This is a genomic window from Lentzea albida (assembly GCF_900111005.1).
Taxonomy (GTDB): Bacteria; Actinomycetota; Actinomycetes; order Mycobacteriales; family Pseudonocardiaceae; genus Lentzea; species Lentzea albida.
Map to the genome: position 1 here is coordinate 1 of NZ_FOFV01000022.1, position 24,965 is coordinate 24,965.

The 24,965-nt window shown below is 72.2% G+C and carries 25 protein-coding genes; 13 read left to right on the forward strand and 12 right to left on the reverse strand.

Annotated elements, in window-relative coordinates:
* Together BMY74_RS37705 and BMY74_RS37710 are read left to right on the forward strand one after the other, a co-directional pair.
* A partial coding sequence (locus BMY74_RS37705) for an alpha-glucosidase C-terminal domain-containing protein (RefSeq protein WP_143091860.1) occupies nt 1-465 on the forward strand: 465 nt, incomplete at its 5' end.
* Nucleotides 462-1,823 (forward strand): maltokinase N-terminal cap-like domain-containing protein, encoded by a 1,362-nt coding sequence (locus BMY74_RS37710; protein ID WP_089924975.1) that lies wholly within the window; start codon nt 462-464, stop codon nt 1,821-1,823. The genes BMY74_RS37705 and BMY74_RS37710, both read left to right, overlap by 4 nt.
* 119 nt (nt 1,824-1,942) lie before the next feature.
* Here BMY74_RS37710 and BMY74_RS46435 read toward each other — a convergent pair whose 3' ends face one another.
* Nucleotides 1,943-2,446, reverse strand: a complete 504-nt coding sequence (locus tag BMY74_RS46435) for a hypothetical protein (RefSeq protein ID WP_245786589.1) — start codon at nt 2,444-2,446, stop codon at nt 1,943-1,945.
* On the opposite strand from BMY74_RS46435, the gene BMY74_RS37715 reads away from it, so the two are divergent.
* Together BMY74_RS37715 and BMY74_RS37720 are read left to right on the forward strand one after the other, a co-directional pair.
* Nucleotides 2,430-4,145: a glycoside hydrolase family 76 protein gene (locus tag BMY74_RS37715; RefSeq protein WP_245786590.1), complete on the forward strand. Its 1,716-nt coding sequence runs from the start codon at nt 2,430-2,432 to the stop codon at nt 4,143-4,145. The genes BMY74_RS46435 and BMY74_RS37715 overlap by 17 nt on opposite strands.
* Nucleotides 4,146-4,167: 22 nt before the next feature.
* Nucleotides 4,168-5,160 carry an ADP-ribosylglycohydrolase family protein gene (locus BMY74_RS37720; protein WP_245786591.1) on the forward strand — a complete coding sequence of 331 codons (993 nt, stop codon included), beginning with the start codon at nt 4,168-4,170 and terminating at the stop codon, nt 5,158-5,160.
* Between the two features lie 25 nt (nt 5,161-5,185).
* On the opposite strand, the gene BMY74_RS37725 is transcribed toward BMY74_RS37720, so the two are convergent.
* From BMY74_RS37725 to BMY74_RS37735, 3 genes are read right to left on the reverse strand one after another with little or no spacing between them, the layout of a single operon-like run.
* The gene (locus tag BMY74_RS37725; RefSeq protein ID WP_089924978.1) at nt 5,186-5,629 is read right to left on the reverse strand and encodes a hypothetical protein; all 444 of its coding nucleotides are present in this window, start codon (nt 5,627-5,629) and stop codon (nt 5,186-5,188) included.
* Entirely contained in the window at nt 5,626-6,513 is an 888-nt protein-coding gene (locus BMY74_RS37730) for a WXG100 family type VII secretion target (protein ID WP_089924982.1), read from the reverse strand. The genes BMY74_RS37725 and BMY74_RS37730 overlap by 4 nt, the downstream gene beginning before the upstream one ends.
* On the reverse strand, nt 6,510-6,875 hold the full coding sequence (locus tag BMY74_RS37735; protein ID WP_177230120.1) for a hypothetical protein: 366 nt from the start codon (nt 6,873-6,875) through the stop codon (nt 6,510-6,512). The genes BMY74_RS37730 and BMY74_RS37735 overlap by 4 nt, the downstream gene beginning before the upstream one ends.
* Before the next feature lie 125 nt (nt 6,876-7,000).
* On the opposite strand from BMY74_RS37735, the gene BMY74_RS37740 reads away from it, so the two are divergent.
* Nucleotides 7,001-7,897, forward strand: a complete 897-nt coding sequence (locus BMY74_RS37740) for an MBL fold metallo-hydrolase (protein WP_089924985.1) — start codon at nt 7,001-7,003, stop codon at nt 7,895-7,897.
* A gap of 20 nt (nt 7,898-7,917) precedes the next feature.
* Complete coding sequence (locus tag BMY74_RS37745) at nt 7,918-9,198, forward strand: carboxylesterase/lipase family protein (RefSeq protein WP_425434892.1); 1,281 nt, start codon at nt 7,918-7,920, stop codon at nt 9,196-9,198.
* Between the two features lie 4 nt (nt 9,199-9,202).
* Here BMY74_RS37745 and BMY74_RS37750 read toward each other — a convergent pair whose 3' ends face one another.
* Complete coding sequence (locus BMY74_RS37750) at nt 9,203-9,694, reverse strand: SRPBCC family protein (protein WP_089924992.1); 492 nt, start codon at nt 9,692-9,694, stop codon at nt 9,203-9,205.
* A 101-nt stretch (nt 9,695-9,795) separates the two neighbouring features.
* Between BMY74_RS37750 and BMY74_RS37755 the strand changes: the two genes are divergently transcribed.
* From BMY74_RS37755 to BMY74_RS37765, 3 genes are all read left to right on the forward strand, one after another.
* On the forward strand, nt 9,796-10,698 hold the full coding sequence (locus BMY74_RS37755; RefSeq protein WP_089924995.1) for a helix-turn-helix domain-containing protein: 903 nt from the start codon (nt 9,796-9,798) through the stop codon (nt 10,696-10,698).
* Nucleotides 10,699-10,859: 161 nt separating this feature from the next.
* A complete protein-coding gene (locus BMY74_RS37760) occupies nt 10,860-11,846 on the forward strand; it encodes a dipeptidase (protein ID WP_089925000.1) in 987 nt (328 codons plus the stop codon).
* Nucleotides 11,847-11,895: 49 nt separating this feature from the next.
* Nucleotides 11,896-13,128: an NAD(P)/FAD-dependent oxidoreductase gene (locus BMY74_RS37765; RefSeq protein ID WP_089925003.1), complete on the forward strand. Its 1,233-nt coding sequence runs from the start codon at nt 11,896-11,898 to the stop codon at nt 13,126-13,128.
* Nucleotides 13,129-13,136: 8 nt separating this feature from the next.
* Here the strand turns inward: BMY74_RS37765 and BMY74_RS37770 are convergent, their stop codons facing one another.
* Nucleotides 13,137-13,793: a TetR/AcrR family transcriptional regulator gene (locus tag BMY74_RS37770; protein WP_089925007.1), complete on the reverse strand. Its 657-nt coding sequence runs from the start codon at nt 13,791-13,793 to the stop codon at nt 13,137-13,139.
* A gap of 146 nt (nt 13,794-13,939) precedes the next feature.
* Here BMY74_RS37770 and BMY74_RS37775 point away from each other — a divergent pair, with 146 nt between their 5' ends.
* Nucleotides 13,940-15,373, forward strand: coding sequence for an amidohydrolase family protein (locus BMY74_RS37775; RefSeq protein WP_089925010.1), 1,434 nt, complete (start codon nt 13,940-13,942; stop codon nt 15,371-15,373).
* A gap of 99 nt (nt 15,374-15,472) precedes the next feature.
* On the opposite strand, the gene BMY74_RS37780 is transcribed toward BMY74_RS37775, so the two are convergent.
* The gene (locus BMY74_RS37780) at nt 15,473-15,841 is read right to left on the reverse strand and encodes a RidA family protein (RefSeq protein WP_089925014.1); all 369 of its coding nucleotides are present in this window, start codon (nt 15,839-15,841) and stop codon (nt 15,473-15,475) included.
* 182 nt (nt 15,842-16,023) lie between these two features.
* Between BMY74_RS37780 and BMY74_RS37785 the strand changes: the two genes are divergently transcribed.
* Nucleotides 16,024-17,418, forward strand: coding sequence for a serine hydrolase (locus BMY74_RS37785; protein WP_177230121.1), 1,395 nt, complete (start codon nt 16,024-16,026; stop codon nt 17,416-17,418).
* Nucleotides 17,419-17,499: 81 nt separating this feature from the next.
* Here the strand turns inward: BMY74_RS37785 and BMY74_RS37790 are convergent, their stop codons facing one another.
* Nucleotides 17,500-18,252 (reverse strand): zf-HC2 domain-containing protein, encoded by a 753-nt coding sequence (locus tag BMY74_RS37790; RefSeq protein ID WP_245786592.1) that lies wholly within the window; start codon nt 18,250-18,252, stop codon nt 17,500-17,502.
* A 43-nt stretch (nt 18,253-18,295) separates the two neighbouring features.
* Between BMY74_RS37790 and sigC the strand changes: the two genes are divergently transcribed.
* Together sigC and BMY74_RS37800 are read left to right on the forward strand one after the other, a co-directional pair.
* Nucleotides 18,296-18,874: an RNA polymerase sigma factor SigC gene (sigC, locus tag BMY74_RS37795; protein ID WP_425434893.1), complete on the forward strand. Its 579-nt coding sequence runs from the start codon at nt 18,296-18,298 to the stop codon at nt 18,872-18,874.
* A 241-nt stretch (nt 18,875-19,115) separates the two neighbouring features.
* The gene (locus BMY74_RS37800) at nt 19,116-19,664 is read left to right on the forward strand and encodes a sigma-70 family RNA polymerase sigma factor (RefSeq protein ID WP_089925320.1); all 549 of its coding nucleotides are present in this window, start codon (nt 19,116-19,118) and stop codon (nt 19,662-19,664) included.
* Nucleotides 19,665-19,717: 53 nt separating this feature from the next.
* Here BMY74_RS37800 and BMY74_RS37805 read toward each other — a convergent pair whose 3' ends face one another.
* From BMY74_RS37805 to BMY74_RS37820, 4 genes are all read right to left on the reverse strand, one after another.
* Nucleotides 19,718-21,142, reverse strand: a complete 1,425-nt coding sequence (locus BMY74_RS37805; protein ID WP_218159883.1) for a PepSY-associated TM helix domain-containing protein — start codon at nt 21,140-21,142, stop codon at nt 19,718-19,720.
* 105 nt (nt 21,143-21,247) lie between these two features.
* Nucleotides 21,248-23,095, reverse strand: coding sequence for a CheR family methyltransferase (locus BMY74_RS37810; protein WP_089925028.1), 1,848 nt, complete (start codon nt 23,093-23,095; stop codon nt 21,248-21,250).
* A gap of 10 nt (nt 23,096-23,105) precedes the next feature.
* Nucleotides 23,106-23,849: an ATP-binding protein gene (locus BMY74_RS37815; protein ID WP_089925031.1), complete on the reverse strand. Its 744-nt coding sequence runs from the start codon at nt 23,847-23,849 to the stop codon at nt 23,106-23,108.
* Nucleotides 23,846-24,847: a chemotaxis protein CheB gene (locus tag BMY74_RS37820; protein ID WP_089925034.1), complete on the reverse strand. Its 1,002-nt coding sequence runs from the start codon at nt 24,845-24,847 to the stop codon at nt 23,846-23,848. Before BMY74_RS37820 ends, BMY74_RS37815 begins: the two co-directional genes overlap by 4 nt.
* Nucleotides 24,848-24,965 lie beyond the last annotated feature (118 nt).

A 24,965-nucleotide genomic window follows, 5' to 3' on the forward strand; every position in this document is an offset into this window, starting at 1 on the left:
TGGACCCCGGACCGCAACGCCGGGTTCTCGAGCTGCGACCCCGGCCGGATCTACCTGCCGGTGATCATGGACCCGGTCTACGGCTACCAGGGCCTCAACGTCGAGGCGCAGACGCGCAGCCAGTCGTCGCTGCTCAACTGGACGCGGCACATGATCGAGGTCCGCAAGCGGCACCGGGCGTTCGGCCACGGCGACTTCACCGAGCTCGGGGCGTCGAACCCGACCGTGCTCGCCTACCAGCGCACGCTCGGCTCCGACGTCGTGCTCTGCGTCAACAACCTCTCCCGCTTCCCGCAGCCCGTCGAGCTCGACCTGTCCGAGCACGCCGGCGCGGTGCCGGTCGAGCTCACCGGCGGGGTGCGGTTCCCCGCGATCGGGGAGCTGCCGTACCAGCTCACCCTTCCCGGGCACGGCTTCTACTGGTTCCAGCTGACCTCCGACGTGGAAGGTGGAGACAAGAAGTGACGACGAGCGAGGCCGTCGAGGTCCTGCCGGCGCCGGATCAGCTGGAACGCTGGCTCAGGTCGCAGCACTGGTTCCGCGGCCGCGGGCCGGTCACGTGCGAACGCGCGACCGTCCTGCGCGACGGTGATCCGACGCTGGTCCACGTGGTGCTGGCCGGGGACGGGCGCCGGTACCAGCTGCTGCTGGGCCTGCGCGACGAGCTGCCGGAGCGGCTGGTGCACGCGCGGATCGGCACCGCGGGTGACCGGGCCGTGTACGAGGCGGTGTACGACCCGGAGCTGACCGCCGCGCTGCTCGACCACTTCGAGGAGTCCGCGGAGGTGGACGGGCTGCGGTTCCGCGGCGCGCTGCCACCTCGGTACACCGACGCGCCCGTCGGACGGCCGTTCCCGGGGCCGCAGCGCAACTGCTCGATCGTCTACGGCCAGCGGCACGTGCTGAAGTTCTTCCGCGTGCTGGAGCCCGGCGACAACCCGGAACTGGTGCTGCACGACGCCCTGCACTCGGTGGGCGACCCGCACATCGCGGCTCCGCAGGGTGCGCTCGAGTCCGAACTGGACGGTGTGCGCACGACGTTCGCCGTGCTGCACGAGTTCGTGCCGCTCGGCGCGCTGGGCTGGCCGATGGCCACCGCCAGCGTGCGGGACTTCCTCGCGGGCCCCGGTGAGGACCCGCAGGCCGCGGGCGGGGACTTCGCCGCCGAGGCGCGCCGGTTGGGTCTCGCCGTCGCGCGCGTGCACGCCGACCTGCGCGACTCGCTCGGCGAGCAGACCGCCGGGCCGGACGACGAGGTCGAGTTCGTCGGCGCCCTGCACCGCCGCCTGGACGACGCACTGGCCTGGGTGCCCGCGCTGGCCCCGTTCGAGGCGGGTCTCCGCGCCCGGTACGACGCCGTGCTGGAGGCGGGGGAACCGATCCGGCTGCAGCGGGTCCACGGAGACCTGCACCTGGGACAGGTGCTGCGGTCGCCGCACACGTGGGTGCTCGTGGACTTCGAGGGAGAACCGCACGGCGGCGCGGCGGAGCGCGTCCGGCCGCGTCCCGCGGCGCACGACGTGGCCACCGCGTTGCGGTCGTTGCACTACGCGGCCTCGCAGCTGCTGGTGGGCGCGGACGACGTGGCCGGCCTGCTGCCGAGGGCCGCGAAATGGCTGGCGCGCAACAGGAAGGCGTTCTGCGACGGGTACGTCGAGCTGTCGCCGGAGTTCCGGCTCGACGGCGCGCTGCTGGCGGCCGTCGAGCTGGACCGCGCCGTGCTCGAGGTGTGCCACGAGCAGCGCTTCCGCCCGGAGTGGGTGGTGATCCCGCTGTCCGCGATCGCGGAGGCGGTGACCGGGGAGCCGGCCTGGCCGGTGTGACGGCTTTCGAGGGGCGCCACGGGTTCGTGGCGCCCCTCGGCTGTCAGCTCGCGGCGACCTTCTCGCGGAGGTGCCCGGACGGCAGCGCGTCGCGGCCGGGGTCGGCGGGCAGCGTGCGATCAGCTTGTCCTGGACATGATCCGGCCGGGGCGTTGACCTGGTCGTTCGGCTTCGCAGACCATGAGAGCGTTCCCACGAGCGTCGGGGAGTGTGGTCGGGGTGCTGAACGTCTTCGTGGCCGTCCTGATGGTGCTGGCGCCGGTCTCCGCGCCGCCGGGTTCGTCGCCCACCAGTCCACCGAACGGCAGCGCGCTGCCCAGCAGGCCACCGACCGGCAGCGCCTCAGCGGGCAGCCCGCCGTCCGTCAGCGTCCACCCGAGCACCTCACCGGGCAGCCCGCCGTCCGTCAGCGTCCACCCGAGCACCTCACCGGGCAGCCCGCCGTCCGTCAGCGTCCACCCGAGCACCTCACCGGGCAGCCCGCCGTCCGTCAGCGTCCACCCGAGCACCTCACCGGGCAGCCCGCCGTCCGTCAGCGTCCACCCGAGCACCTCACCGGGCAGCCCACCCAGCTCGTCGCCGATCACCGCTGCGGCGGTGGTGTGCGTGCTGTCCTGCGACACCCTCGACCCCTCCCAGGCCGCCCAGGAGACCTTCCCCGTGCCGGAGAAGCAGATCAACGGCCGCCGCCTGGTGCTGCACGTCTCCGACCGCGACGGCATGGCGTGGGGCAGCATCGACAACGGCGTCACCGGCGACTCGGTGTGGCTCGACCGGTCGTGGGACGGCGGAGCCAGCTGGGAGGGGCTGCTGGGCCCGGCGAGCATCCCGGGCACGTGGACCGGCACCAGGACCCTCATGTACAACGTCACCGACCCCGGCCACCACCGGCGCGGCCTGATCCGCGCGTGCGGTGACGCCGCGGCGGTGACGTGCACCGACTGGATCTACCCCACCGTGTGCGACGTGCTGTGCGACCGGACGAGCGCCGCCCAGGCCAGTGGTGATCTGCAGCCGGTGCCGCCCACCACGTTGTTCGGCAGGGTCATCCGGCTGCACACCGACGCGAACGGGATGGCGTGGGGGAGTGTCGAGGCCGGCGGGCCGGGGGACGAGGTGTGGCTCGACCGCTCGTGGGACGGCGGTGCGAGCTGGCCCGGCGGGTCGTCGCTCGGGCGGACCGCCACGCCCGCGGGAGGTGTGTCGACGCGGACCACCATGTTCGCCACCAGGGATCCGCGTGGACGTCACTTCGGCGGGGCCGTGCGGGCGTGCGGCAGGGAGGCGGCGCACCAGGAGGGCAGTTGCACGGCGTGGGCGCGTCCGGTGCCGACGAGGACGCGTGCCGCCGCTGACGCACTCCTGTACTCCTACGACCCGACGACCGCCTGGTGGCCGACGAGCTGGTGGAACTCGGCGACGACGCTGTCGGCGGTGATGGACTCCGGGATCCGCGACCACGACTGGGTCATCGCGCGCACGTTCGACGTGAACCGCGGCCCGTTCGCGGCGGGGCAGCGCGGCACCGACCCGATCGAGGGCGACTTCATCAGCCGTTCCATCGACGACAGCGCCTGGTGGGGTCTCACCTGGGTGGCCGCCTACGACGTCACCGGCGACCAGCGCTACCTGACGACGGCCACCACGATCGCGGCCTACGTGCACCAGTACTGGGACACCAGGACGTGCGGCGGTGGGGTGTGGTGGGACCGGGAACGCACCTACAAGAACGCTGTCACGAACGGCCAGTACCTGCGCCTGACCGCGGCGATCCACCGCCGCACCGCCGGCGACACCCTGTGGCTGCACCGCGCCCGCACCGCCGCCGACTGGTACCTCGGTAGCGGGCTGATCGGCTCGGCGGGTCTCGTCAACGACGGTCTCACCGGCGACTGCCGCAACAACGGCCAGACGGTGTGGACCTACAACCAGGGGCTGGGCGTCGGCGGGTTCCTCGAGGTGTGGCGCGCCACGGGCGACACCCGCTACCTCGACGCCGCGAAGCGCCTGGCGGACTCGGCCATCGCGAGCCCGGTGCTGACGCGGGGCGGCGTGCTCACCGAGTCCTGCGACGTCGGCACGAGCTCGTGCGACGACAACCAGAAGCAGTTCAAAGGCATCTTCATGCGCTACCTGAACGACCTCGCGAAGGCGACGAACTCCGCCGCGTACCAACGGTTCGCGCGCCAGCAGTCCGACTCGGTCTGGACCGCGGACCGGGACGCGCTGAACCGCATCGGGCAGCGCTGGGCCGGGGGCAGCCCGAACCAGCAGGACTGGCGCACGCAGGCGAGCGGCCTGAACGCAGTGATCGGGACCTAGGACAGCGGCTAGGGTCGTGACCGTGGATCGCATCGCGGGATCGTTGTACGGGTTGGCCTTCGGGGACGCGCTCGGCAAGCCGACGGAGTTCCTGACCGTCGCGGAGATCGACGAGATGTTCGGTCCGTCCGGACCGGACGACCTGGACGGCGACCCCGCGCTGGTCACCGACGACACGCAGATGGCGCTCGCCGTCGCGTGGGCGCTGCACGATGCCGACAGCTACACCGCGGACGCGCTCGAACCACGGCTGCGGGAACGTTTCATCGCCTGGGCACACAGCCCGGAGAACGACCGCGCGCCCGGCATGACGTGCCTGCGTGCGATCGGCGGACTGGCGGAGGGGCAGCCGTGGGTCGAGGCGACCGTCGAGGAGTCCAAGGGGTGCGGCGCGAACATGCGCGTGACGCCGGTGGGCCTGCTGCCCGGTCTCGACCTGGACGTGCTGGCCGGGGTGTCGCAGCTGCAGGCCGCGATGACCCACGGCCACCCCACGGCCCTGGCCGCGTCCGAACTCACCGCGTACGCGACGCGTCTGCTGGTCGACGGCCTTGATCTGGCCGACGTGCCCGCCGCTCTGCTGGCCCGCTGCCGTGACCAGCGCTCGACCTACCGGGAGGAGTGGCTGGGGTCGTTGTGGAAGGTGCCGGGAGCCACCGCACCGGCCCGCTTCATCGCCCGCGGCTGGGACGAGTGCGTCGAGGCCCTGGAGCAGTTGGTGGCTGCGCTCGAGAAGCCGGACGACGGGCAGGACGCGTGCCTGGCCACCGGCGAGGCCTGGATCGCGGAGGAGGCACTGGCAACGGGCCTGTACTGCGCGATCCGGCACGCCGACGACCCGGTGCGGGCGCTCGTGCGGGCCGCCCGGACCAGTGGCGACTCCGACTCGATCGCCGCGCTGGCCGGGGCGTTCGCCGGTGCCGCGCACGGGCTGGAGGCGTGGCCCGCGGACTGGGTCGCCCGCATCGAATACGCGGACCAGTTGGCGGCGCTCAGCGCTGGTGGACGAGTCTAGGGTTGGTCCCGCACCACCCCGTGCGTCAGAAGGCGTCCTCGGTGAAGTCGCTCGGCGCGTCGTCGTCGTAGTCCCCGCGCGCCCGCCGGGGCCGCTGCTGACCCGCCGCGACGACCTCGTCGGGGTCCTGCCCCTCCTTGATCGCCGTGTAGGCCCGCTTCAGCGACGGCATGCTGGTCTGCATGGCGCGCTGCACGTCGGGATCACCCACGGCCCTGCCGGAGGCGATGTCCTGCCAGGACAACGCGCCTGCGTCGACCTTGCGCTGCAGGTCCTTCAACGCGTTGGGCGCGTCCTTGGAGCGGGCGAACTTCTCGATCTCGGCGACGTCCGCGGGGGACAGCTCGCCGCCGCGGGTCTGCACCCTGGACGCTTCGAGCGCGACCTTCTCCAGGCGCGCGCCCCTCGCGTCGAGATCCTGTTGCCACGTCTGCAACTGCTGCCGGGCGCTGTCGTACGGGAACGTCATTGCGCACCGCCCGAGGTGGCAGGAGTGCTTTGCTGCCAGTGCTCGTCCTCTTGCGTGCCCTTGAGCTTGGTGCGCGTCTTGTACCCGTTCTTGGCCACGCCCCACGCGCCGCTGCCCACGGCGGACACGCCGTCGCCCAGCTTCTCCTTGCCGTCCTGCCAGGTGTCGACCACGTCGAAGAAGTCGTTGACATCACGCACGTCGGGGATGCGCGAGAGCGCCGTGCCCATCAGCTTGATGCCGTTGATCATGCCCTGGACGCCCTCGATGAGCGTCTGCATGGACTGGATCAGCTTGCGCACCTGGTCGACGATGTTGACGACGTCGTAGACCATCCACACGGCACGGCCCCAGCCGACGATCGGGATCCACGCCGTCATCGCGGCCTTCATGAGCTTGTCGCAGATCTTGTCGAGCAGGGTGAGCGCGAGCTTCGCGGCCGAGCGGCACGAGCTCGCCATGTTCTTGAAGCGGTCGCCGATGAACTTCGCGACCTGCGAGTCCCACTCGATCGCCGTGGTCCACGTGCGGCGCATGCGGTTCTCGAAGCTCTGCGCGGCGCCGCCGTCCCAGCTCGGCGCGAGCTCCTCGATGCCGTTGTTCACGTTGTGCCGCACGTTGTCCAGCGCCTTGGCGACCCTGTCCCACGCGGCGGCGTTCGCGTCGATCTTCTCGAAGTCGCCCGCCAGCGGCATGACCAGGTCGCGCACCAGGTCGTCGCCGGTGACCTGCTGGTAGATCCAGTTGACGCCCTGGATCTTCCAGCCGGCGGCCTCGATCAGCTCCTTGACCGTCTGCCGGCCGGGGCGGTTCTCGGGGGTGGCGCGCAGGGCGACGCCCGGGTCCTCGACGTCCTGGTAACCGTTGCAGACCCCGGCGCTCATCTGCCGACCCCCAGAACTCTTTCGAGCCAGGACGGGGGCTCCATCTTCCCGCCCGCGGTGTCGATCAGGCAGACGCCGATGTGATCTGCCTTCTCGTAGGCGTCCGCCGACTTGACGAGTGCTTCGGCGTCCTGCGCCATCTTCTTGTTCGCGGCCTCGAGGGTCTCGTCGTAGAGCCGCGCGACCCCGACGACGACGGGGTCGAGCAGCGACAGCAGCCCGGTGAACCCGGACGTGTCCCCGCCCTGGACGACCGCGTGCTCGCGGATCGTCAGGAAGTGCTCGGCCTGCCGTTCGAGCAACCCGCTGTAGCCGCGCAGCTCGTCCGGTACCACGTGGAACTTCTCTCCCATGGCGGTCATGACGCCTGCCTCCCCTCCGAGGTTTCCGTGCCGTCCGGACCGGCGGGCGCCCCGTGCCACCCCCTGCCGGGGGTAGGACCGGGCAGGTCTGGTTGCCGTGACCGTCCTCGGACACGGTCGAACACATGGATGACAAGCTGACCTTGGGTGACGTCGAGATCACCCGGATCGTCGAGTACGCCGGATCGGTGCGGATGAGCCCGGCCGAGTTCTTCCCGGACAAAGGAGGGTACGACTCCGAGGACCTGCTCGTCCCGGACTTCTACGATCCCGCGACGAACGAGTGCCGGGCCGCGGTCCAGACGTGGCTGCTGCGCAGCGGGGGACGCACGGTCCTGGTCGACACCGGCGTCGGCAACCACAAGGAACGTCCCTACGCGCCGGTGTGGAGCCGCCTCGACACCGGGTTCCTCGACGACCTCGCCCGTGCCGGCGTGCGGCCGGAGGATGTCGACGTCGTGGTCAACACGCACCTGCACATCGACCACGTCGGCTGGAACACCCGCCTCGACGGGCGCGAGTGGGTGCCGACCTTCCCGAACGCCACCTACCTGATGCCGCGGCGGGACTTCGAGTTCTGGAACCCGGCCAACGAGCACACCTCGGTGTTCGGGCGCGGCAACCAGAACGTCTTCGAGGACAGCGTCGCGCCCGTGGTCGAGGCGGGGCTCGTGGAGCTGTGGGACGACAGCCACCGGATCGACGGCGACCTGCGGCTCGAGCTCGCCGCCGGGCACACCCCTGGGTCGTCGGTCGTCGTGCTCGAGTCGCGGGACGACAAGGCGCTGTTCGTGGGCGACCTGGTCCACAGCCCCCTGCAGGTCCTGCACCCCGACGTGAACTCGTGCTTCTGCGAGGACCCGGTGCAGGCGCGTGCCACGCGGCGCCGGTTGTTCGGGCGGGCCGAGGACGAGAGGGCACTGGTGTTCCCCGCGCACTTCGGCGGACACGGCGCGGTGCAGGTGAAGCGGGCCGGGACCGGTTTCGAAGTCCAGGGCTGGGCCGGGTTCTCCCGCGTCTGACCGTCCTTTGTGGAGGAATGATGAACGACCCACTGGTCGTCACGCCGGCGGGCGTGGTGCGGGGTGCGCGCCACGACACCGGAGAGGTCTACCGGGCCGTCCCGTACGCGGTGACGCCCACCGGCGCCGGGCGGTTCGCCGCCCCGGTGCCGCATCCGGGCTGGCGCGGGGTGCGGGACGGCACCCGGCCGTCGCCCACGGCACCCCAGCCGGCGCGCGACTTCGGCCGGCTCGACCTGACGCCGTACTTCGGGCCCGGCTGGGTGCCGGGGGAGTACCTCACGGTCGACGTGCACACGCCCGCCGCGGGCGACGGGAAGCACCCCGTCATGGTGTTCGTCCACGGCGGCGGCTTCGTCACGGGCTCCACCAGCGCCTCGCTCTACGACGGCCGGTCGTTCGCCCGCGACGGCGTGGTGCTGGTGAAGGTGAACTACCGGCTCGGTGTTCCCGGTTTCCTCGACCTGCCGGGAGCGCCGCCCAACCGCGGTCTGCTCGACGTGATCGCCGCGCTGGCCTGGGTGCGCGACACGGTGGCGGTGTTCGGCGGAGATCCGGGCAACGTCACCGTGTTCGGCCAGTCCGCGGGAGCCACGCTGGTCGGGGCGCTGCTCGCGGACTCCCGGGCGCGCGGCCTGTTCCGGCGCGCGATCATGCAGAGCGGCACCGGTTCCGGTGCGTTCACGCCGGAGCAGGCGGCACGGGTGACGGCGGCGCTGGCCGACGTCCTCGGTGTCGCCCCGGAGGCGTTCGCGGACGTTCCCGACGAGCGTTTCGTGGAGGCGTTGCCGTCGCTCGCCGGGCTCGACCTGCGCACCGCCACGGCCGCGGATCCGTTGGCGGGCCTGAGCCCTTTCAGTCTCGTGCTGCCCGTCCAGCCCGCCGAGGCGTTGCCGGACGAGCCGGTGGACCTGCTGATCGGCACCAACACCGAGGAGGGACGGCTTTACCTGGTGCCGAAGGGAAATCTGGACACCGCTGCGGCGGAATCGCTCGGTGCCGCCCTGTTCGGCGACGGCACCCGGCGGATGATCGAGGCCCACGGCCGGGCCCACGTCTACTCGTTCGGCCACCGCTCGACGGCGCTGGACGGGCGGCTGGGGGCGGCGCACACCGTGGAACTGCCGTTCGTCTTCGACGTCGCCCGCGACCCGGCCCTGCACGGGGAGACCGGGCTGCTCGGGCCCGGCGAGGTGCCCGAGCAGCTGGCGGCCGAGGTCCACGGGGCCTGGATCTCCTTCGCCCGCACCGGTGATCCCGGCTGGGACAGGTGGCCCGTCGTGAAGGGGTTCGGGCACTGACAGGTCAGTGCAGCCACTTCGCGAGGGAGACGAGCGTCGACTCGACGCTCGTCTCCATCTCGTCGCGCAGGGCCTCGACGTCGCGGCGGGTCGCCCCGAGCACCGGGTCCATGCGCAGCAACTGCCACTCCTGGGTCACGACCGACCCGTCGCCGTCCTCGTGCATGGTCCAGCGCCAGCGCACGATGCCGTCGTCCAGGCCGCCCACGACGAACGAGAACTCGGCGCCCGGCCGTGCCTCGAGGACCTGCGAGCGGCTGACCCACGTGCGGTCACCGCGCCGGTTGTGCCCGCTGAACCAGGCGCCGGGCTCCGGTCCGGCGCCGTCGTCGTAGGCGACCTCCGACGCACTGGGGCTCCAGCGGCCGATCAGGGAGACGTCGCTGACGATGTCGTAGAGGCGTGCCGGTGGTACGGGGACCCAGGCGCGGCGCCGGAACCCGAAGTCCGCCGGGTCGAGGTCCATCACCGGGGTGTTCTCGAGGATCGATGTCATGGCTCGACCCTCGCCCGGCGGCGGCACGGCGAGCCAGACCGGTCGTTGCCTACCACTCGCACGGTCAGGCTCGGCCCCGCGGCCTTGCGCATACTGGCCCCATGAGCGGACAGGGACAGCTCGCCGAGTACCTCCAGGCCTGCCGGGCGCGGCTGCGGCCGGACCAGGTCGGACTGCCGACCTACGGCGAACGGCGGCGCGTCCCCGGTCTGCGCCGCGAGGAGGTCGCGGGCCTCGCCGGAGTCAGCGCGTCGTACTACGTCCGCCTCGAACAGGGACAGGCGCTGCACGCGTCGCAGGAGGTCGTGGCCGCGCTGGCCCGCGCGTTGCAGCTGGACCCCGACGAGCACGCGCACCTGCGCGAACTCGCCCGGCCGCGACGCGGGCGGCCCGCCCCGAAGCCACCGGCGGAGAAGGTCTCGCCCGACACCGCCGAGCTCATCACGACGCTCGCGCACGTGCCGGCGATCCTGCTCGGCCGGCGCGGCGACGTGCTCGCGTGGAACCCGCTGGGCCACGCCCTGTTCGCCGGGCACCTCGACTTCACGAGTCCCGAGCGCCCGGCCGACCGCCCCAACATGACCAGGCTGGTCTTCCTCGACGCCCACACCCGCGCGCTCTACGGGAACTGGACGGCGAAGGCCCGCGCGGTCGTCGGCAACCTCCGCCTCACCGCCGGCCGGCACCCGGACGACCGCGACCTGACCGCGCTCGTCGGTGAGCTCGCGACCCGCAGCCCCGAGTTCGCGACCATGTGGGCCGACCACCGCGTGCGCGCCTGCGACAGCACCGCGCACCGGATGCACCACCCCGTCGCGGGGGAGGTCCTGGTGAACCAGCAGACGCTGCGCGTCCCGCACGCCCCGGACCAGACGCTGACCGTCGTGACGGCGCCACCGGGGTCGGCGGCCCAGGCGGGACTCACGCTGCTCGCCCAGGCCGTCGCCTCGAGGCAGGCGGCCGACCGGGACGTGGCCGCTCGCACGGACGTCACCGCGCGCTGACCTGCGGGGGCGGGAGCGCCTCGGCCGGGCCCGGTGACGATCACCTGGGCACCTGCGACAGCTGTCGATCAGTCGTGCCCGGAGGTACGACCGCTGTCACTCGTTCCCCGTCCGGTGCGGACCTAGATTCGGGAGGTCCGACCACCGCTCCCGGGAGATCCATGAAGCAGGCGCAGACGCGGTTCGAGTACTCCCGGGCACTGGTGTGGGAGCAGCACTGCTGCCTCCCCCTCGACCCGAACACCGACGTCGACGAGTTGTCGCGCTACGCCGACTCGGGCGCCTCCTTCGTGTCGGTGAACGTCGGTTACGCACCGCACGGCATCGCCGACACGATCCGGGTGCTGTCCGCGTTCCGCCACCACGTGCTCTCGAACCCGGACCGCTACGTCCTGGCCGGCTCGGTCGAGGACGTGCGCACGGCCAAGGCCACCGGACGGCTCGCGGTCGCGTTCGACCTCGAGGACGCCAACCCGCTGGAAGGTCGCACGGACATGGTGCGCACCTACTACGACCTCGGTGTCCGGACCATGCTGCTCACCTACAACCAGCGCAACGCCGCCGGGTCGGGCTGCCACGACACCTCGGACGGCGGGCTGACCGCGTTCGGCAGGGACGTGGTGGCGGAGATGAACCGCGTGGGCATGGTCGTGGACGCGTCCCACTGCTCCTACCGCACCTCGATGGACGTCTTCGCCGCGTCGTCGGCGCCGGTCGTGCTCTCCCACTCCTCGGTGCGCGCGATCCACGACCACGAGCGCAACGTGTGGGACGACCAGATCCGCGCGTGCGCCGCGACCGGTGGGGTCGTCGGGATCAACGGCGTGGGGATCTTCCTGGGCGACAACGACGTGAGCACCGAGACGTTCGTCCGGCACGTCGAGCACGCCGTCGAACTGGTCGGCTGGGAGCACGTGGGGCTCGGCCTCGACTTCTGCTTCGAGGACGACGACGCGAGCGGTGAGCTGGAGCAGAACCCCGACCTGTTCCCGGCGAGCTACGCGCAGTGGGACCGCATCGGTTTCGTCGAGCCGGAGCGGTTGCCCGTGATCGCGGCCGCGCTGGTCGATCGCGGCTACCCGGCTGCGGCGGTCGAGGGGATCTTGGGCGGCAACTTCCTGCGGGTCGCGCGGGACGTGTGGCAGTGAACGCGCCAGGGCGCCCGACGGGTGAAGTGTCCGAACACGAGGAGTTGAGATGAAGTCTCGCGTCCCGCAACGGGTCGTGGTCGTCGGAGCGGGCGCGGTCGGGCTTTCGTGCGCGTGGTTCCTGCAGGAACACGGCGCCGAGGTCACCGTTCTCGACCGCTCGGGCGTCGGCGCGGCCGCCTCGTGGGGCAACGCCGGGTACGTCATCCCGGCGATGGCGGCACCTCTGCCGGAACCCGCGCTCCTGCGTGCCGGCGTCCGGGGCCTGCTGACGCCCGGTTCACCGCTCGCGATGAGCAGGCGGGTGTCCGCGACGACGCTCGCGTTCCTGGCCGGCTTCGCCCGCAACTCCACCGGGGCGCGCTGGCGCAGGGGACTGGCGGCGCTGGCCCCTCTCGGTCACGGGGCGATCCCGGCGTTCGACGACCTGCTCGCGGGTGGCGTCGCGGCGGACGTGCGCGAGGAGACCCTCCGGATCGGGTTCACCGCCGGTGAGGACACCTCCGGGATCGAGCACGAGCTCCTCGCCGCCCGCGAGGTCGGGCAGCACGTCTCCTACCGCACGACCGCGGGGCACGAGGCGCCGTTCTCCCACCGCGTCGAGCAGGTCCTGCACCTGGAGGACCAGCGGTTCGTGGAACCCGGGCCGTTCCTCGACGCGCTGGCCGCCTCCGTGCGCGAACGCGGCGGCGAGATCGTCGACGGCGCACTGGTCCGGTCGGTCGGATTCGGCCCCCGCGGCCTGCAGGCCGACACCTGGGCGGGCACGCCGCACCGCGCCGACGCCGTCGTGCTCGCGACCGGGACGTGGCTGCCGGAGCTCGCGCGCCCGTTCGGCGTCCGGGTGCCGGTCCAGTCCGGTCACGGCTACTCCTGCACCGTGGCGCTCGACGAACCGGTCACCTCGGCGGTGTACCTCCCCGGCGTGCGGGTCGCCATGACGCCCTACGGGGACCGCCTGCGCGTCACCGGCATCATGGACGTCGCCGGGCGCGACGCGCCGTTCGACCGCCGCCGGCTCGACTCGGTGCTGCGCTCGATCCACCCCCTGATCGACGGCGCCGACTTCTCCGACGTGCGGGACCCCTGGATCGGTGCCCGTCCTCTCACGCCGGACGGCCTGCCGCTCATCGGCCGCACGAAGGTCGACGGCGTCCACGTCGCGGGCGGCCACGGCATGTACGGGGTCACCTACGCCCCCGTCACGGGCAAGCTCCTCGCCCGGCAGGTCATGACCGGGGTCGCCCAGCGCGAGCTCGGCCCGTTCGACCCGCTCCGCTAGAGCGGGGTTCAGGACGCGGTGGGGGCCTCCAGGGAGGCCTTGAGCCCGGCGACGACGACCGCGAGCCGGCGGCGGAAGGCCGCGTCGGCGTCGTCGTCCACAGCGGACGCCGCGAGCTCGTGCACGGGGGAGTCCTCGGCGACCTGGAGGTCCTCGACGAGGGCGGCCGCGTCGAAGTTCGGCCGCTGGAGGACCACGGCTCCCCCCAGCGCGCACGACGCGATGAGTTCGCTGGCGTCGCCCGCCTGCCGGATGGTGAACCCCGCGTCCCGCATGACCCGCAGCAGCGCCTCGACCAGGGGTGCGAAGGTCACCGACGTCCCGATCGCGGCCAGGTCGGCCGTGCTCGCGAACTGGCTGAAGTGTCCTCGCAGGACGAACGCGACCTCGACCAGCCAGTCCTCCCACGGCCCGGGAGGGGGCGGCTCGAGCTGCCGGGAGGCGTGCGCCGCTATCGCCGCCACGAGCTCGGCGCGGGACGAGAAGTAGTGGTAGATCCCGGCGTGGGTGACCCCGAGCGAGCCGGCCAGCGCCGGTATCGACAGTTCTTCGGGAGCGAACTTCTCGGCGGCGCGCAGGATCTGCTCGCGGCTGATCGTGGGCTTGCGCCCACCACGCCGGCGAGCAGGGGACGAGGAAACGTTGAGTGACTCTTGACGCGCCATGAACTGGGAGTATACAAAACCTTCAGTTGTAAGTAACAGATGAAGGTAACCGGCGCCTCCGTTGGTCGTGAGCAGGCAGAACTCGCCCGCGGCACCGGTCCGGCCGGGCGGGAGAGCCCGCGCACAACGATGCTGAGAGGACGAAGATGTCACTCCTTCTGACCGGCGCCACGATCATCGACGGTGTGTCCGACGGTGGCGCCGAGGGTCGGTCGATCCTGGTGGAGAACGGCCGCATCACGGCGATCGGGCGGCGCGAGGACATCGCGGTGCCCGCGGATGCCGAGATCGTCGACCACAGCGGCAGGTTCGTCATCCCGGGTCTGATGAACGCCAACGTGCACCTCCTGGTCAACGCCCTGTACGAGACGCTCGTCCGCTACGACGGGCGCTACGAGGACCTGATCACCGAGGCCGCCCAGGTCGCCCTGAAGGCCGGCCTGACGACGGTGTTCGACACCTGGGGACCGCGGCGGGCGCTCATGACGGTGCGGGACCGGATCAACCGCGGCGAGACCGTGGGCAGCCGCATCCGCTGCGCCGGCAACATCGTCGGGTTCGACGGCCCGTTCTCCGGCGACTTCGACGGCAGGATCCCCGGCGTCGGCACCTCGTACTTCGTCGAGCGGGTCAACGCGGCCTGGGTCGAGAACACCGGGCGGCACCTCATGTGGCTGGAACCGCACGAGGTCGGCAAGGAGGTGCGCGGGTACATCGAGCGCGGCATCGACTTCGTCAAGTACGCGTCGAACGAACACGGCGGGATCGCCGCTGGTGCGTTCCTCGTCTTCTCGGAGCGGACCCAGCGCGCCATCGTCGAGGAGGTCCACCGGGCGGGCCTGACCGCGCAGGCGCACGCCACGTCCGTCGAGGGCCTGCGGATCGCGGTCGACGCGGGCTGTGACCTCGTGCAGCACCCCAACACCACCGGCCCGACCGAGATCCCGGACGACCTCCTCGAGCAGTTCGCGCGGACCGGCAGCGGCGCCGCCGTCTTCCCCGTCACCGAGAACGGCCTCGACTTCCTGAAGTCGTCCATCTCGGACTTCGAGTGGACGATGTGGAAGGCCTCGGACGCCAACACCCGCAACCTCATCAGCGCGGGCGCGAACATCCTGCTGGCCAACGACGGAGGCATCTTCGCGCCGGAGGTCCTGCAGGAGCCGATGATCAAGGGCACCTGGAACGGCATGCCCGAGGAGGAGGCCCTGGGCCGCCTCGCGACCGGCCACTTCGTCTGGCTGAGGGCGATGGAGGAGAAGGGCATGAAGCCGATGGACCTGCTGCACGCGGCCACCCGCAACATCGCCAAGGCCTACCACGTCGACGACGACCTCGGCACCCTCGAGGTGGGCAAGATCGCGGACATGGTCGTCCTCGACCACGACCCGCTGCAGGGCGCCAAGAACTACGAGAGCATCCACGCCGTCATCAAGGACGGGGTGCGGGTGGACCTCGGCGCGCTGCCGGAGCAGCGGTTGCTGACCGCGGAGCTGGCCGGCCCGATCGAGGAGGAGGCCCGCTACGCGAAGGCCCTGCACCACGGGGCCCGGCTGCCGGGTTGTCCGAGCTGCCTGTGATCCCGAGGCGCTGAGACGCCCCGCCTGCGCCTCGGGGCTCGTCCGGTTCGCCGGACGAGCCCCGAGGTTTCTGTCTGGTGTGGACTGTCCTTTAAGGACTTAAGACGTCTCGGTCACCGCGGTCACGTCCAGCTCGACCCGGAACGGCGGGTGCAGCTGCGTCACGATCGTCGTGCGGGCGGGGCGGTGCGCCGGGTCCGGGAACTCCTCGAGCCAAACCTCGTTGTAGGCGGGGAAGAACTCGGCGTCCGTCAGGTAACCGGTGACCTTGAGGACCTGCTCCGGCCGGCTCCCGGCCGCGGCGAGCACGGTCCGGACGTTGCGGAAGACCGCGCGCACCTCGTCCTGGAAGGTGCCGTTCACCGGCCGCCAGTTCTCGTCGACGCCGACCTGGCCCGACAACAGCAGCAGATCGCCGTGGCGGCGGAACGAGGACGCGGGCGGTGGGGTGACTGGGTCCTGGGTCATGGAGCCTCTCCTCGTGGTGGGTGGGGGAAGCCGGATGCTCCGAAGTGGACGGACGGCCCCCGGCTCTGGGAATTATCGTGCTGCGCGGGCGTTTCGGAGTGCGACAGCCGTCGCACGGTCAGATGGTTCGGCGCAACGGTTGTCACGTGCCGCCGACGCCCCGCAGACCTAGGGTGCTGAGAATGATGACCTCGACGGAGCTCGCGGGCCGGCTGTCGGAGCTCGCGGAGAAGTTCAGCGTGACCGGTGCCTCCGCCGCGCTGTGGCACGACGGCGTGCTCGTGCGGGCGCAGACCGGGACGGCCAGCGTCGTCACCGGCGCGCCGGTGCGCGCGGACACGCTCTTCGCCGCCGGCTCCATCACGAAGGTGTTCACGTCGTCCCTGGTGATGACCCTCGTGGACGAGGGCCTGCTGGACCTCGACGCGCCCGTGCGGGCCTACCTGCCGGACTTCACCTCGGCGACGCCGGAGCGGTCCGACGCGATCACGGTGCGCATGCTGTTCACCCACTCGTCCGGGCTCGCCGCCAACCACCTGCCGGACCTGCCGCCGGGCGACGACGTCCTCGAACGCCTCATGGGGGACCTCGCCACCCTGCCGGTCACGGGCGTTCCCGGTGAGCGGTGGTGCTACAGCAACGCGGGCATGGGCACGCTCGGGCGTCTGGTCGAGGTGATCACCGGCGAGCGCTACGACGCGGCACTGCGCTCCCGCGTCCTCGAACCGCTCGGCCTCAACGCGACCCCCGACGCCGAAGAGCTGCTGCTGCGGTCCACCGCCGTCGGCCACGTCGTCGACCCCGTCGCCGGCACGACGTCCCCGGTGGCCCGCCTGCGCCTCGGTCCGGAGAACGGCCCGGCCGGGTCCCGCCTGTGGCTCGACGCCGACGCCCTGATCCGCTTCGGGCGGACGCACCTCGACGGCACGGCACCCGACGGCCGCCGGATCCTGTCGCCCGAGGCGCTGGAACTGATGCGCACGCCCCAGTTCGACGACTACTGGGGCTGCCTGCCCCTGTACGTGAACTGGGGCCTCGGCTGGGCCATCGTGCAGGAGGCGCCCGAGCGGGTCATCGGACACGCCGGCGCCAACAACGGCATGCACTCCAACCTGGTCGTCCTCCCGGAGCGGAAGGCGGTTCTGGCGGTGCTCACGAACAGCCAGACCGGCGGGCAGCTGGTCTCCGCGTTGTGCGCCGACCTCCTCGGGGAGCTCTTCGGCGTGCGTGTCCCGGAACCCGTGCGGGCGCCGGAGTCCGCGGTCGAGGTCGTCCCCGAGCCGTTCGCCGGGCGGTACGCGTCCCCGGACGGCGAGGTCGTGGTCGACGTCCGCGACGGGCGACTCCACCTCGAACTGAACCGCACTCCCGCCCTCGTGGCGTGGGAACGGCTGATGGGCAGCCCGGGGGAGGGCGGCCAGGCGCTGCCGCTCGTCTGCGTGGACGCCGAACGACGCCGGTTCGTGCTGGAGCTCGGCTCTCCGGGCGCGGTGGCGGCGGTGCAGTTCCTCGCACCCGGCCCGGACGGACGGCCCACGCTCGTCCGGGCGGGCACGCTCTACGAGCGGATCGCCTGAGACCCTGCACGGATTGGACGCAGTGGTCCAGTCGTCCGGTTGACGCTCAGACGGCTCTGAGAGCCTCAGCCGGCGCGAAACTCAGGCGGCCCGCCGCCGACTGACAGGCCGCAACCGCACCCGGCGCTGCCCACGCGGCTGCTCCGCCCGCTCCGTCGTCGCAGACGAGCCCGTGACGTCGTCGGACTCGCCCTCCGCCACGGGTGTCCGGCCGCCGGGCCCGCGGTGGGTGAAGTGCACGAGCGCGAGCAGGCCGAGGCCGACGACCAGCAGCGCGTGGCTGAACACGCGGGCCGCGGTGGCCGTGCCGCCGAGCAGGTCGCTGGCGGAGTAGGGGATGAGCACCGCCACGAAGGCGCCGACGACGGGCAGCATGCCGGAGGTCGCCGCCGGGCGGAGGGCGGCCCAGAGCAGGCCCAGGCCGATGGCGAGGTTCCAGGCGGTGCTCTCGTTGAACAGGTGGCTGCTGTCCACGCCGGTGGTGTGGCCGCTGTGCCCGGAGTCGGTGCCGACCACCTGCGAGACGCCGAGGGTGAGCTGGGCGATGGCGACGACGCCGAGGAGGGCTCGCGGGGTCCAGCCGCGCGGGGTGGGCGGGGTGATCGGGGGAGCGGCGTCGAGGATCGCGGCCGTCAGGTCCGGGACCGGGGTCGCCGGCCTGATGCGGAGCGAGCGCGTGAGGGCGGCCGCGCTGTCGTGCCACGAGCGGCAGGACGCGCAGGTCTCGAGGTGCGCGTCGACCTCGTCGGCGGGCACGCCCTCCTCTTCGCCGTCCAGCCGGGCGGACAGGGCTTCGCGGCAGATGTCGCACTCCACGGGAACATTGTCGGCCATTCGGCGCTGATAGTTCCCAGGCGGCTCTGAGTTACTCTTCTGAATCGTGTCGACTTCGGGGCGTGACGACGAGACGGTCACCGCGACCGCGTTGGCCGCTGGTGCGGGTGACCGTGACGCGCTCGAGTGGTTCATCCGTTCGACGCAGCGTGATGTGTGGCGCCTGGTCGCGCACCTCGCGGACGCCGGGGTCGCGGACGACCTGACGCAGGAGGTCTACCTGCGGGCGTTGCGCAGCCTGCCGCGGTTCGAGGGGCGCTCGTCGGCCCGCACGTGGTTGCTGTCCATCGCCCGCCGCACCGTCGTCGACCACGTCCGGTCCGCGGTCGCGCGGCCGTCGATCGCCTGGTCGGCGGACCACCAGGTCGCGTCGGACGCGGGGCAGGCCGCCGCCCACGCGCGCGCCGCCGGGTTCGAGGACGTCGTCGAGCTCTCCGTCATGCTGGCCGGGCTGTCGTCCGAGCGCCGGGAGGCGTTGCTGCTCACACAGGTGCTGGGCCTGTCCTACGCGGAGGCGGCCGAGGTGGTGGGCTGCCCGGTCGGCACGATCCGGTCGCGGGTCGCCAGGGCGCGTGAGGACCTGGTCGGCGGGCGCGGTCACGAGGACGCCGGCGTCGTCTGACTCACCGGTCCGGGTGACGTCCGGGAACCACTGCGCGCCGCGGGCCGACGAACTCGGCGAGGAACACACCGAGCCGGTCCGCACCCGCTGGTTCGGCGTCCCCCGCCATCGGGAGTTGTGCGACTCCCGAGAGCGCGGCGGCCGTGTGAAGGCCGCCGCGCTCACTCCCTCGCCGGGCCCGGGAACACCTGTTCTCCCGCTGAACCCGATCACCACCGCGTCCGTAGTCCCGTGCGTGGGAGTGCCGCGCAGCGACGACGCCGACATCACCAGCCTCGCGCTGCGAGCCGGTGCGGGAGACCGCGCCGCCCTGGCCGACTTCGTGCGCGCCACCCAGGCCGACGTGTGGCGGTTCGTCGCGCACCTCGCCGCCGACGTTGGCCTCGCGGACGACCTCACCCAGGAGACCTACCTGCGGGCGTTGCCTTCGCTGCCGGGTTTCGAGGGGCGCTCCGCCGGCCGCACGTGGCTGCTCGCCATCGCCCGGCGGGTGGTGGCCGACCACATCCGCGCCGTGCGGGTGCGACCGCGGCTGCACCACAGCGCCGAGGCGCCCGAACCCGCTGAGCCGGGGTTCGCGGACCGCGTGGTGCTCGACGAGGTGGTCGGCTCGCTCGACCCGGAGCGGCGCACCGCGTTCGTGCTCACCCAGGTGCTCGGGCTCTCCTACGCCGACGCCGCGGTGGTGTGCGCGTGTCCGGTGGGCACGATCCGGTCGCGGGTCGCCAGGGCTCGCGAGGACCTGGTGGACATGCTGGCCGACGACCGCGCGGGCAGGCGGATCTCCTAGCCACGAGCGCCCTGCGGGGTGCGGAGCGCGATCGCCCCGCACCCGTCCGGAGCTCAGGCCTGCTGCTCCTCCCGCCGGCGCGAGCGGACGAAGCCGGCCAGGCCGTCGAGGACGAGGAACGCGAGAAGGCTGAGGCCCAGCAACGGGATCGCCCAGCCGATCGCGATCAGCACCAGTGGCGCGGGGATGACGAACCACAGCGGGAGCTGCGTCCAGGCACCGCGCTTGGGCGCCGCACCGAAGGGTGCGCGGCGGTCGGCGCGGGTGGGCCTGCGCTGCCACCACATGCGGTAGCCGAACACGATGAGCGCCAGGATCGCCCCGGCCAGCAGGAACAGCACGAGCTGGTTCACGAACCCGAACAGGACGCCCATGTGGGCCTGGATGCCCCACGACGACAGCTTCGCGAGGAACGGCCGGTCGGCGAAGTCCGCGCGGGCGGTGACCTGGGCGGTGGCGGGGTCGACCGCGACCTTGTCCTGGCGCATCGGCCACACGGCGTCCGTCTGCGCCACGGACCAGGCCGTGCCCGGCGCACCCGGCGTGACGTCCACCGGCCCGTCCAGACCGGCCGTGCGCGCGGTGCCGAGCACGCGGTCGAACGTCGCGGGGTCCACCGGCACGGCGGTGGGCTCGCCGCTCCCGTGCCCGGAGTGCTCACCGGAGGGAGCGCTTCCGGTGGAGCCGGGGAGCTTGGTGTCGAGCACCGGTGCCTTGGCGTTGAGGGCGGTCAGCGCGGCGCTGAAGTTCTCCCCGGCGTAGGTCGACCACGTCAGGCCGGTGGCCGAGAGGAACAGGGTGCCGATCAGGGCCCACATGCCGAGGCTCGCGTGCCAGGAACGGCTCCTGCGCACGCCCTTGGCGCCCTTCTCCGGCAGCAGCAACGCGCGGGCCCTGCGCTTCGCCGTCCGGCGGCGCTGGACCCAGAGCACCAGCCCGACGAGCGCGAGCACCCACAGCCAGCTCGCCGCGAGTTCGGAGTACAGGGTGCCGGGAACACCGAGGTTCAGGTTGCTGTGCAGGTTGTCCAGCCAGGTCGTGGCGGGCGTCGCGCCGAACCACGTGGTCAGCTGGCCCTGCACCTCGGCGGTGTACGGGTTCACGTAGACGGTCCTGCTGTGCTCGGCGGGGAGTCCTTCGAGCGCGAACACCACCCGCGTCGTCGCCTCGGGGTCGTCGAACAGCTGGACCCCGGTGACGATGCCGTCGGGCAGCGCCGCCTGGGCCGCCGCCACCTGGTCGGCGACCGGGCGCGTGCTGCTCCCCACCGAGCCGACCCGCAGCTGGTCGCCGTACAGGACGCCGTCGATCTGCGGGGCGAACGCGTACAGCATTCCCGTCGCGGCGGCTATGACGAGGAACGGGCCGACGAGCACGCCGGCGTAGAAGTGCAACCGGCGCAACAGCGGCACGACGGAGATCGTGCCGGTGCGCGGTGTCTCCTCTGTTCTTTCGACCTCGACTGCCGGAGCGGACATGTGACACCTCTGCAGGGTGGGGAGCGCGGACTTGCAGCGGTAGTCGGGCGCGGACGCCGTTCAGTTCCCGCGACTTCCCGGCCGTGCTCCAGCACACGTCGCGTGTCAGCCGCGCCGCTGCTCCATGACGAGGATGGCCCCGGCCGGCCCGCCGCCCCCGCGGCGCAACGGCGTGCACACCACCCGGACGAGCACCGTGCGGCCGCGCCGGTTCACCGCGGTGAGCTCGACCTCCCCGCTGAACGCGGGGTCGGACAGCGCCGGGCGCACCACCGGGCGCAGGTCGGCGACCGGCAGGCCGATGTCGAGGTTCAGCAGGTGCTCGCCCTCGGCCTCCTCGCGGCGCAGGCCCCACAGGTCCTCCGCTCCGCGGTTCCACGCCAGGACGCGCAGCTGCGGGTCGAGCACGACGACACCGGCGCGCAACGAGGTGAGCACGGACTCGAGGAACCCGTTGACGCGGTCGAGTTCGGAGCTGCGTTCGCGGAGGACGTCGTTGATGGTCTGGAGCTCGTCGTTGGTCGAGTGGAGCTCCTCGTTCATCGTCTCCAGTTCCTCGTTGGTGGACTGGAACTCCTCGCTCGTGGTCTCCAGCTCCTCCACCGTGGACTGGAGTTCCTCGTTCGTGGTCTCCGTCTCCTCGTTGGTGGACTGGAGTTCCCCGTACGCGGCCTCGAGCTGGCGCTTGGTGAACGCGAGCTCCTCGACCAGCTTGCGCGCCGCCGTCACGTCGTGGAACGCCACCGCGACGCCGATGACGGTGTCGTCGGCACCGATGAGCGGGTCGACGTGGACTTCGAGCCACAGCGCCCCGCCGGTGTTGCGCAGCCATTCGACGTCCTTGACGCGCAACGACTTGCGCTCCAGGCGCGCCTGTTCGACGTAGCCGCGCAGCTCGATCGGGCGGTAGGACAGCTCGAGGTCGCGCAACGGCTGGCCGACGTCCTCGGCGGAGACCTCGAACAGGGTCTCCGCCTGCCCGTTGACGAGCGCCACCACCCCGTCCGCCGTCACCACCACCTGGGCGACCGGGCTCGAGGAGAACGCCTGCTCCTCCAGTGCGTCGATACCGCCGACGTTCACCCCTCGATGGTGCACCACCTCGGAAGGGGAGCGGGCGGGCGGCGAACCGGTGGGCGCCTTGCGGAAGAGGCGCCGTTCGTGGTCGAGCGGATCGAAGACCGGGCTGTGGTGCGGCAGCGCCTCGGCCTTGCCCAGGAACAGCACGCCCCCCGGCGCCAGCGCGAAGTGGAACCTGCCCAGCACCTCTGACCGGGTCCGCTGGTCGAGGTACGTCAACGTGTTGCGGCAGACCAGCAGGTCGAGGCGCGAGATCGGCGCGTCCTGCTCCAGGTCGTTGCGGCCGAAGACGATCGACCGGCGCAGGTCCTTGCGGAACCGGTGGTGGCCGTTCTGCCGCTCGAAGTACCTGGCGATCAACTCCGGCGGCACGCCCCGCAGCTCGCGCTCGCCGTAGCTCGCGAGCCTCGCCTTGGCGAGGGCCTCGTCGTCGACGTCGGTGGCGTAGATCTTCACCCGCTGGCGGAACTGCTCGATGCCCACGACCTCGGCGAAGGCGATCGCGAGGCTGTACGCCTCCTCACCGGACGCGCAGCCCGCGCTCCACACCCGGATCGGGTCGTGCGGCCCGCGTTCGGCGAGGATCGCGGGCACGCCCTGCTCGCGCAGGGACGTCCAGGCCTCCGGATCGCGCAAGAAGCCGGGGACGTCGGCCGGCACGGCGTCGACCAACGCGCTGACCTCGCCCGCGTCGGCGCGCAGGTGCTCGACGTACCCGGCGTGGTCCCCGATGCCCAACTCGCTCATCCGGTGCCGGACGCGGCGGATGAGGCCGGCTCGCTCGTACCCGGTGAAGTCCGAGCCGCGCGCCTCCTCGAGGTGCTGCAGCACGTCCTCGACACCGGGGCCGGGCGTCGGCAGGCGGTCGTTCACGCGCCCGAAGCTACCGCTTCGGGCCGAGTGCCAGCACGGCCCACACGACCTTGCTCCCGTCGAACGCGGGCATGGAGCCCCAGGCGCGGCTGATGCCGTCCACGAGCTCCAGACCCCGGTGTCCGGGAAGGTCCTGACGCGAGGCGCCCAGCACCGGAGGTTCGGGGCTGCCGTCGGTGACGGCGAGCGTCAGTCCGGTCCGGCGCAGCTCGACGCGCAACACCGAGTCGGTGCGCGCGTGCCGCACCGCGTTGCCGACGAGTTCGGTCACCACCACCAGCGCGTCCTGGAGCAGGTGCGGCAGGTCCCACTCCTCGCAGACGTCGCGCACGGCCTCGCGCGCGATCGACGGCGCGGCGGCCGTGCCCGGCAGCGAGAGCTTGCGGAGCCGGCGCAGCGGTTGTTCCTGGGCGAGCTCGACCGCCGAGATGAGGTCGGGTGCGGTGGCGACGCTCCTCGTGATCCCGCTGCGGCCGAGGTCGTGCCGGTGGCGTTCGGTCTCGGCGATGAGGACGACCGGCACGTCCGGCCAGTCGGAGACCTTCGTGCAGACCGTGGTGAAGACCGACAGCATCGCCGCGCCGGCCGTCTCGAAGTCCGCGCCCAGCCGCACCAGCAGGGCGACCGGGGCTTCCGCCGCCAGCTTGAGCAGTCCGTCGCGCAGCACCGGGTACGACGTCACGTCCAGGCGCCCGACCGGCGTCGCGACCACCATGCCCGCGAGGTCCGCCGTGCGGACGCTGATGCCCGTCACGAGCCGGTTCCCTCCCTCAGTTCGGACCGCAGCAGGTGCTTGCGCAGCACGTCCGCGGCGGCCAGGGCCTCTTCCTCCTGATCGGAGTACCGGTCGGCGATGTGGGCGCGACCGGACTGCCGCGCGTGACCGGCCATGCGCCGGGCGAGCGCGATCTTCTCCTCCAGTGTGCGCACCGCGGTCCACATGGCGCGCTCCAGGCCTCCGCTGTAGGCGTCGAGCAGGGCCTCCGGGGTCCACGCGTGGCCCACCAGGCAGCGGTGGTGGCCGCTTCCGCCGGGGATCTCGAGCAGCGAACCGGCGCAGTCCGGGCAGGTCAAGGTGGTCGTCCGGCCGAGTTTCGGGATGTCGCCGAAGCCCGCGCCCGCGTTGTCGCCTGACACCTCGACCTCCAGCCGGAGGGTCTCGGGCACCGGAGGTGCCGCCGCCGTGATCTCCTCCGCGACGAGCTCTGCCAGCGTCGCACCCATCTCGGAGGCGGGCACGACGTGGTCGACCGCGACGTGCTCGAGGACGTTCACCGGCATGCCGGGGTGCAGCGCGTCGCCGGGGGACTGCACCAGGGCGAGACCTCCCTGGTTCTTGATCGCGGCCATGCCCGCCACGCCGTCGTCGAGCATGCCGGACAGGACCACCCCGATCGCGGCGGGACCGGCCGAGAGCGCGGCGGAGCGGAACAGCACGTTGACCGCCGGCCGGTGCCCGTTCTCCGTGGGACCTCGTGACAGCCGCAGCACGCCGTTCTGCACCAGCGTGTGGTGGTCGGGCGGGGCGACGTGGATCCGGCCGTGCCGCAACGGCGTGCCGTCCCCGACGGCGACCGCGGACAGCGGCCCGCTGCGGTCGAGGATCGCGGGCAGCGCGGACGAGCCCCCGGCCGGCATGTGCAGCACGACCACCACGGCGGCGGGAAGGTCGGGAGGCAGTCCGGCGACCAGGGACCGCAGCGCCTCCACTCCACCGGCGGAAGCTCCGGCGACGACCAGGTCCCTGTGCAAAGGGCCTCCTCACCCGTGTGATTTCGGGCTGGGTACCCGGGCTCCACCCCGTCACACGTCGGCGGCGGACGCTCCCGACCCGGGACGCTCGGCGGTGGCACTGCGGACGCGCCTGAGC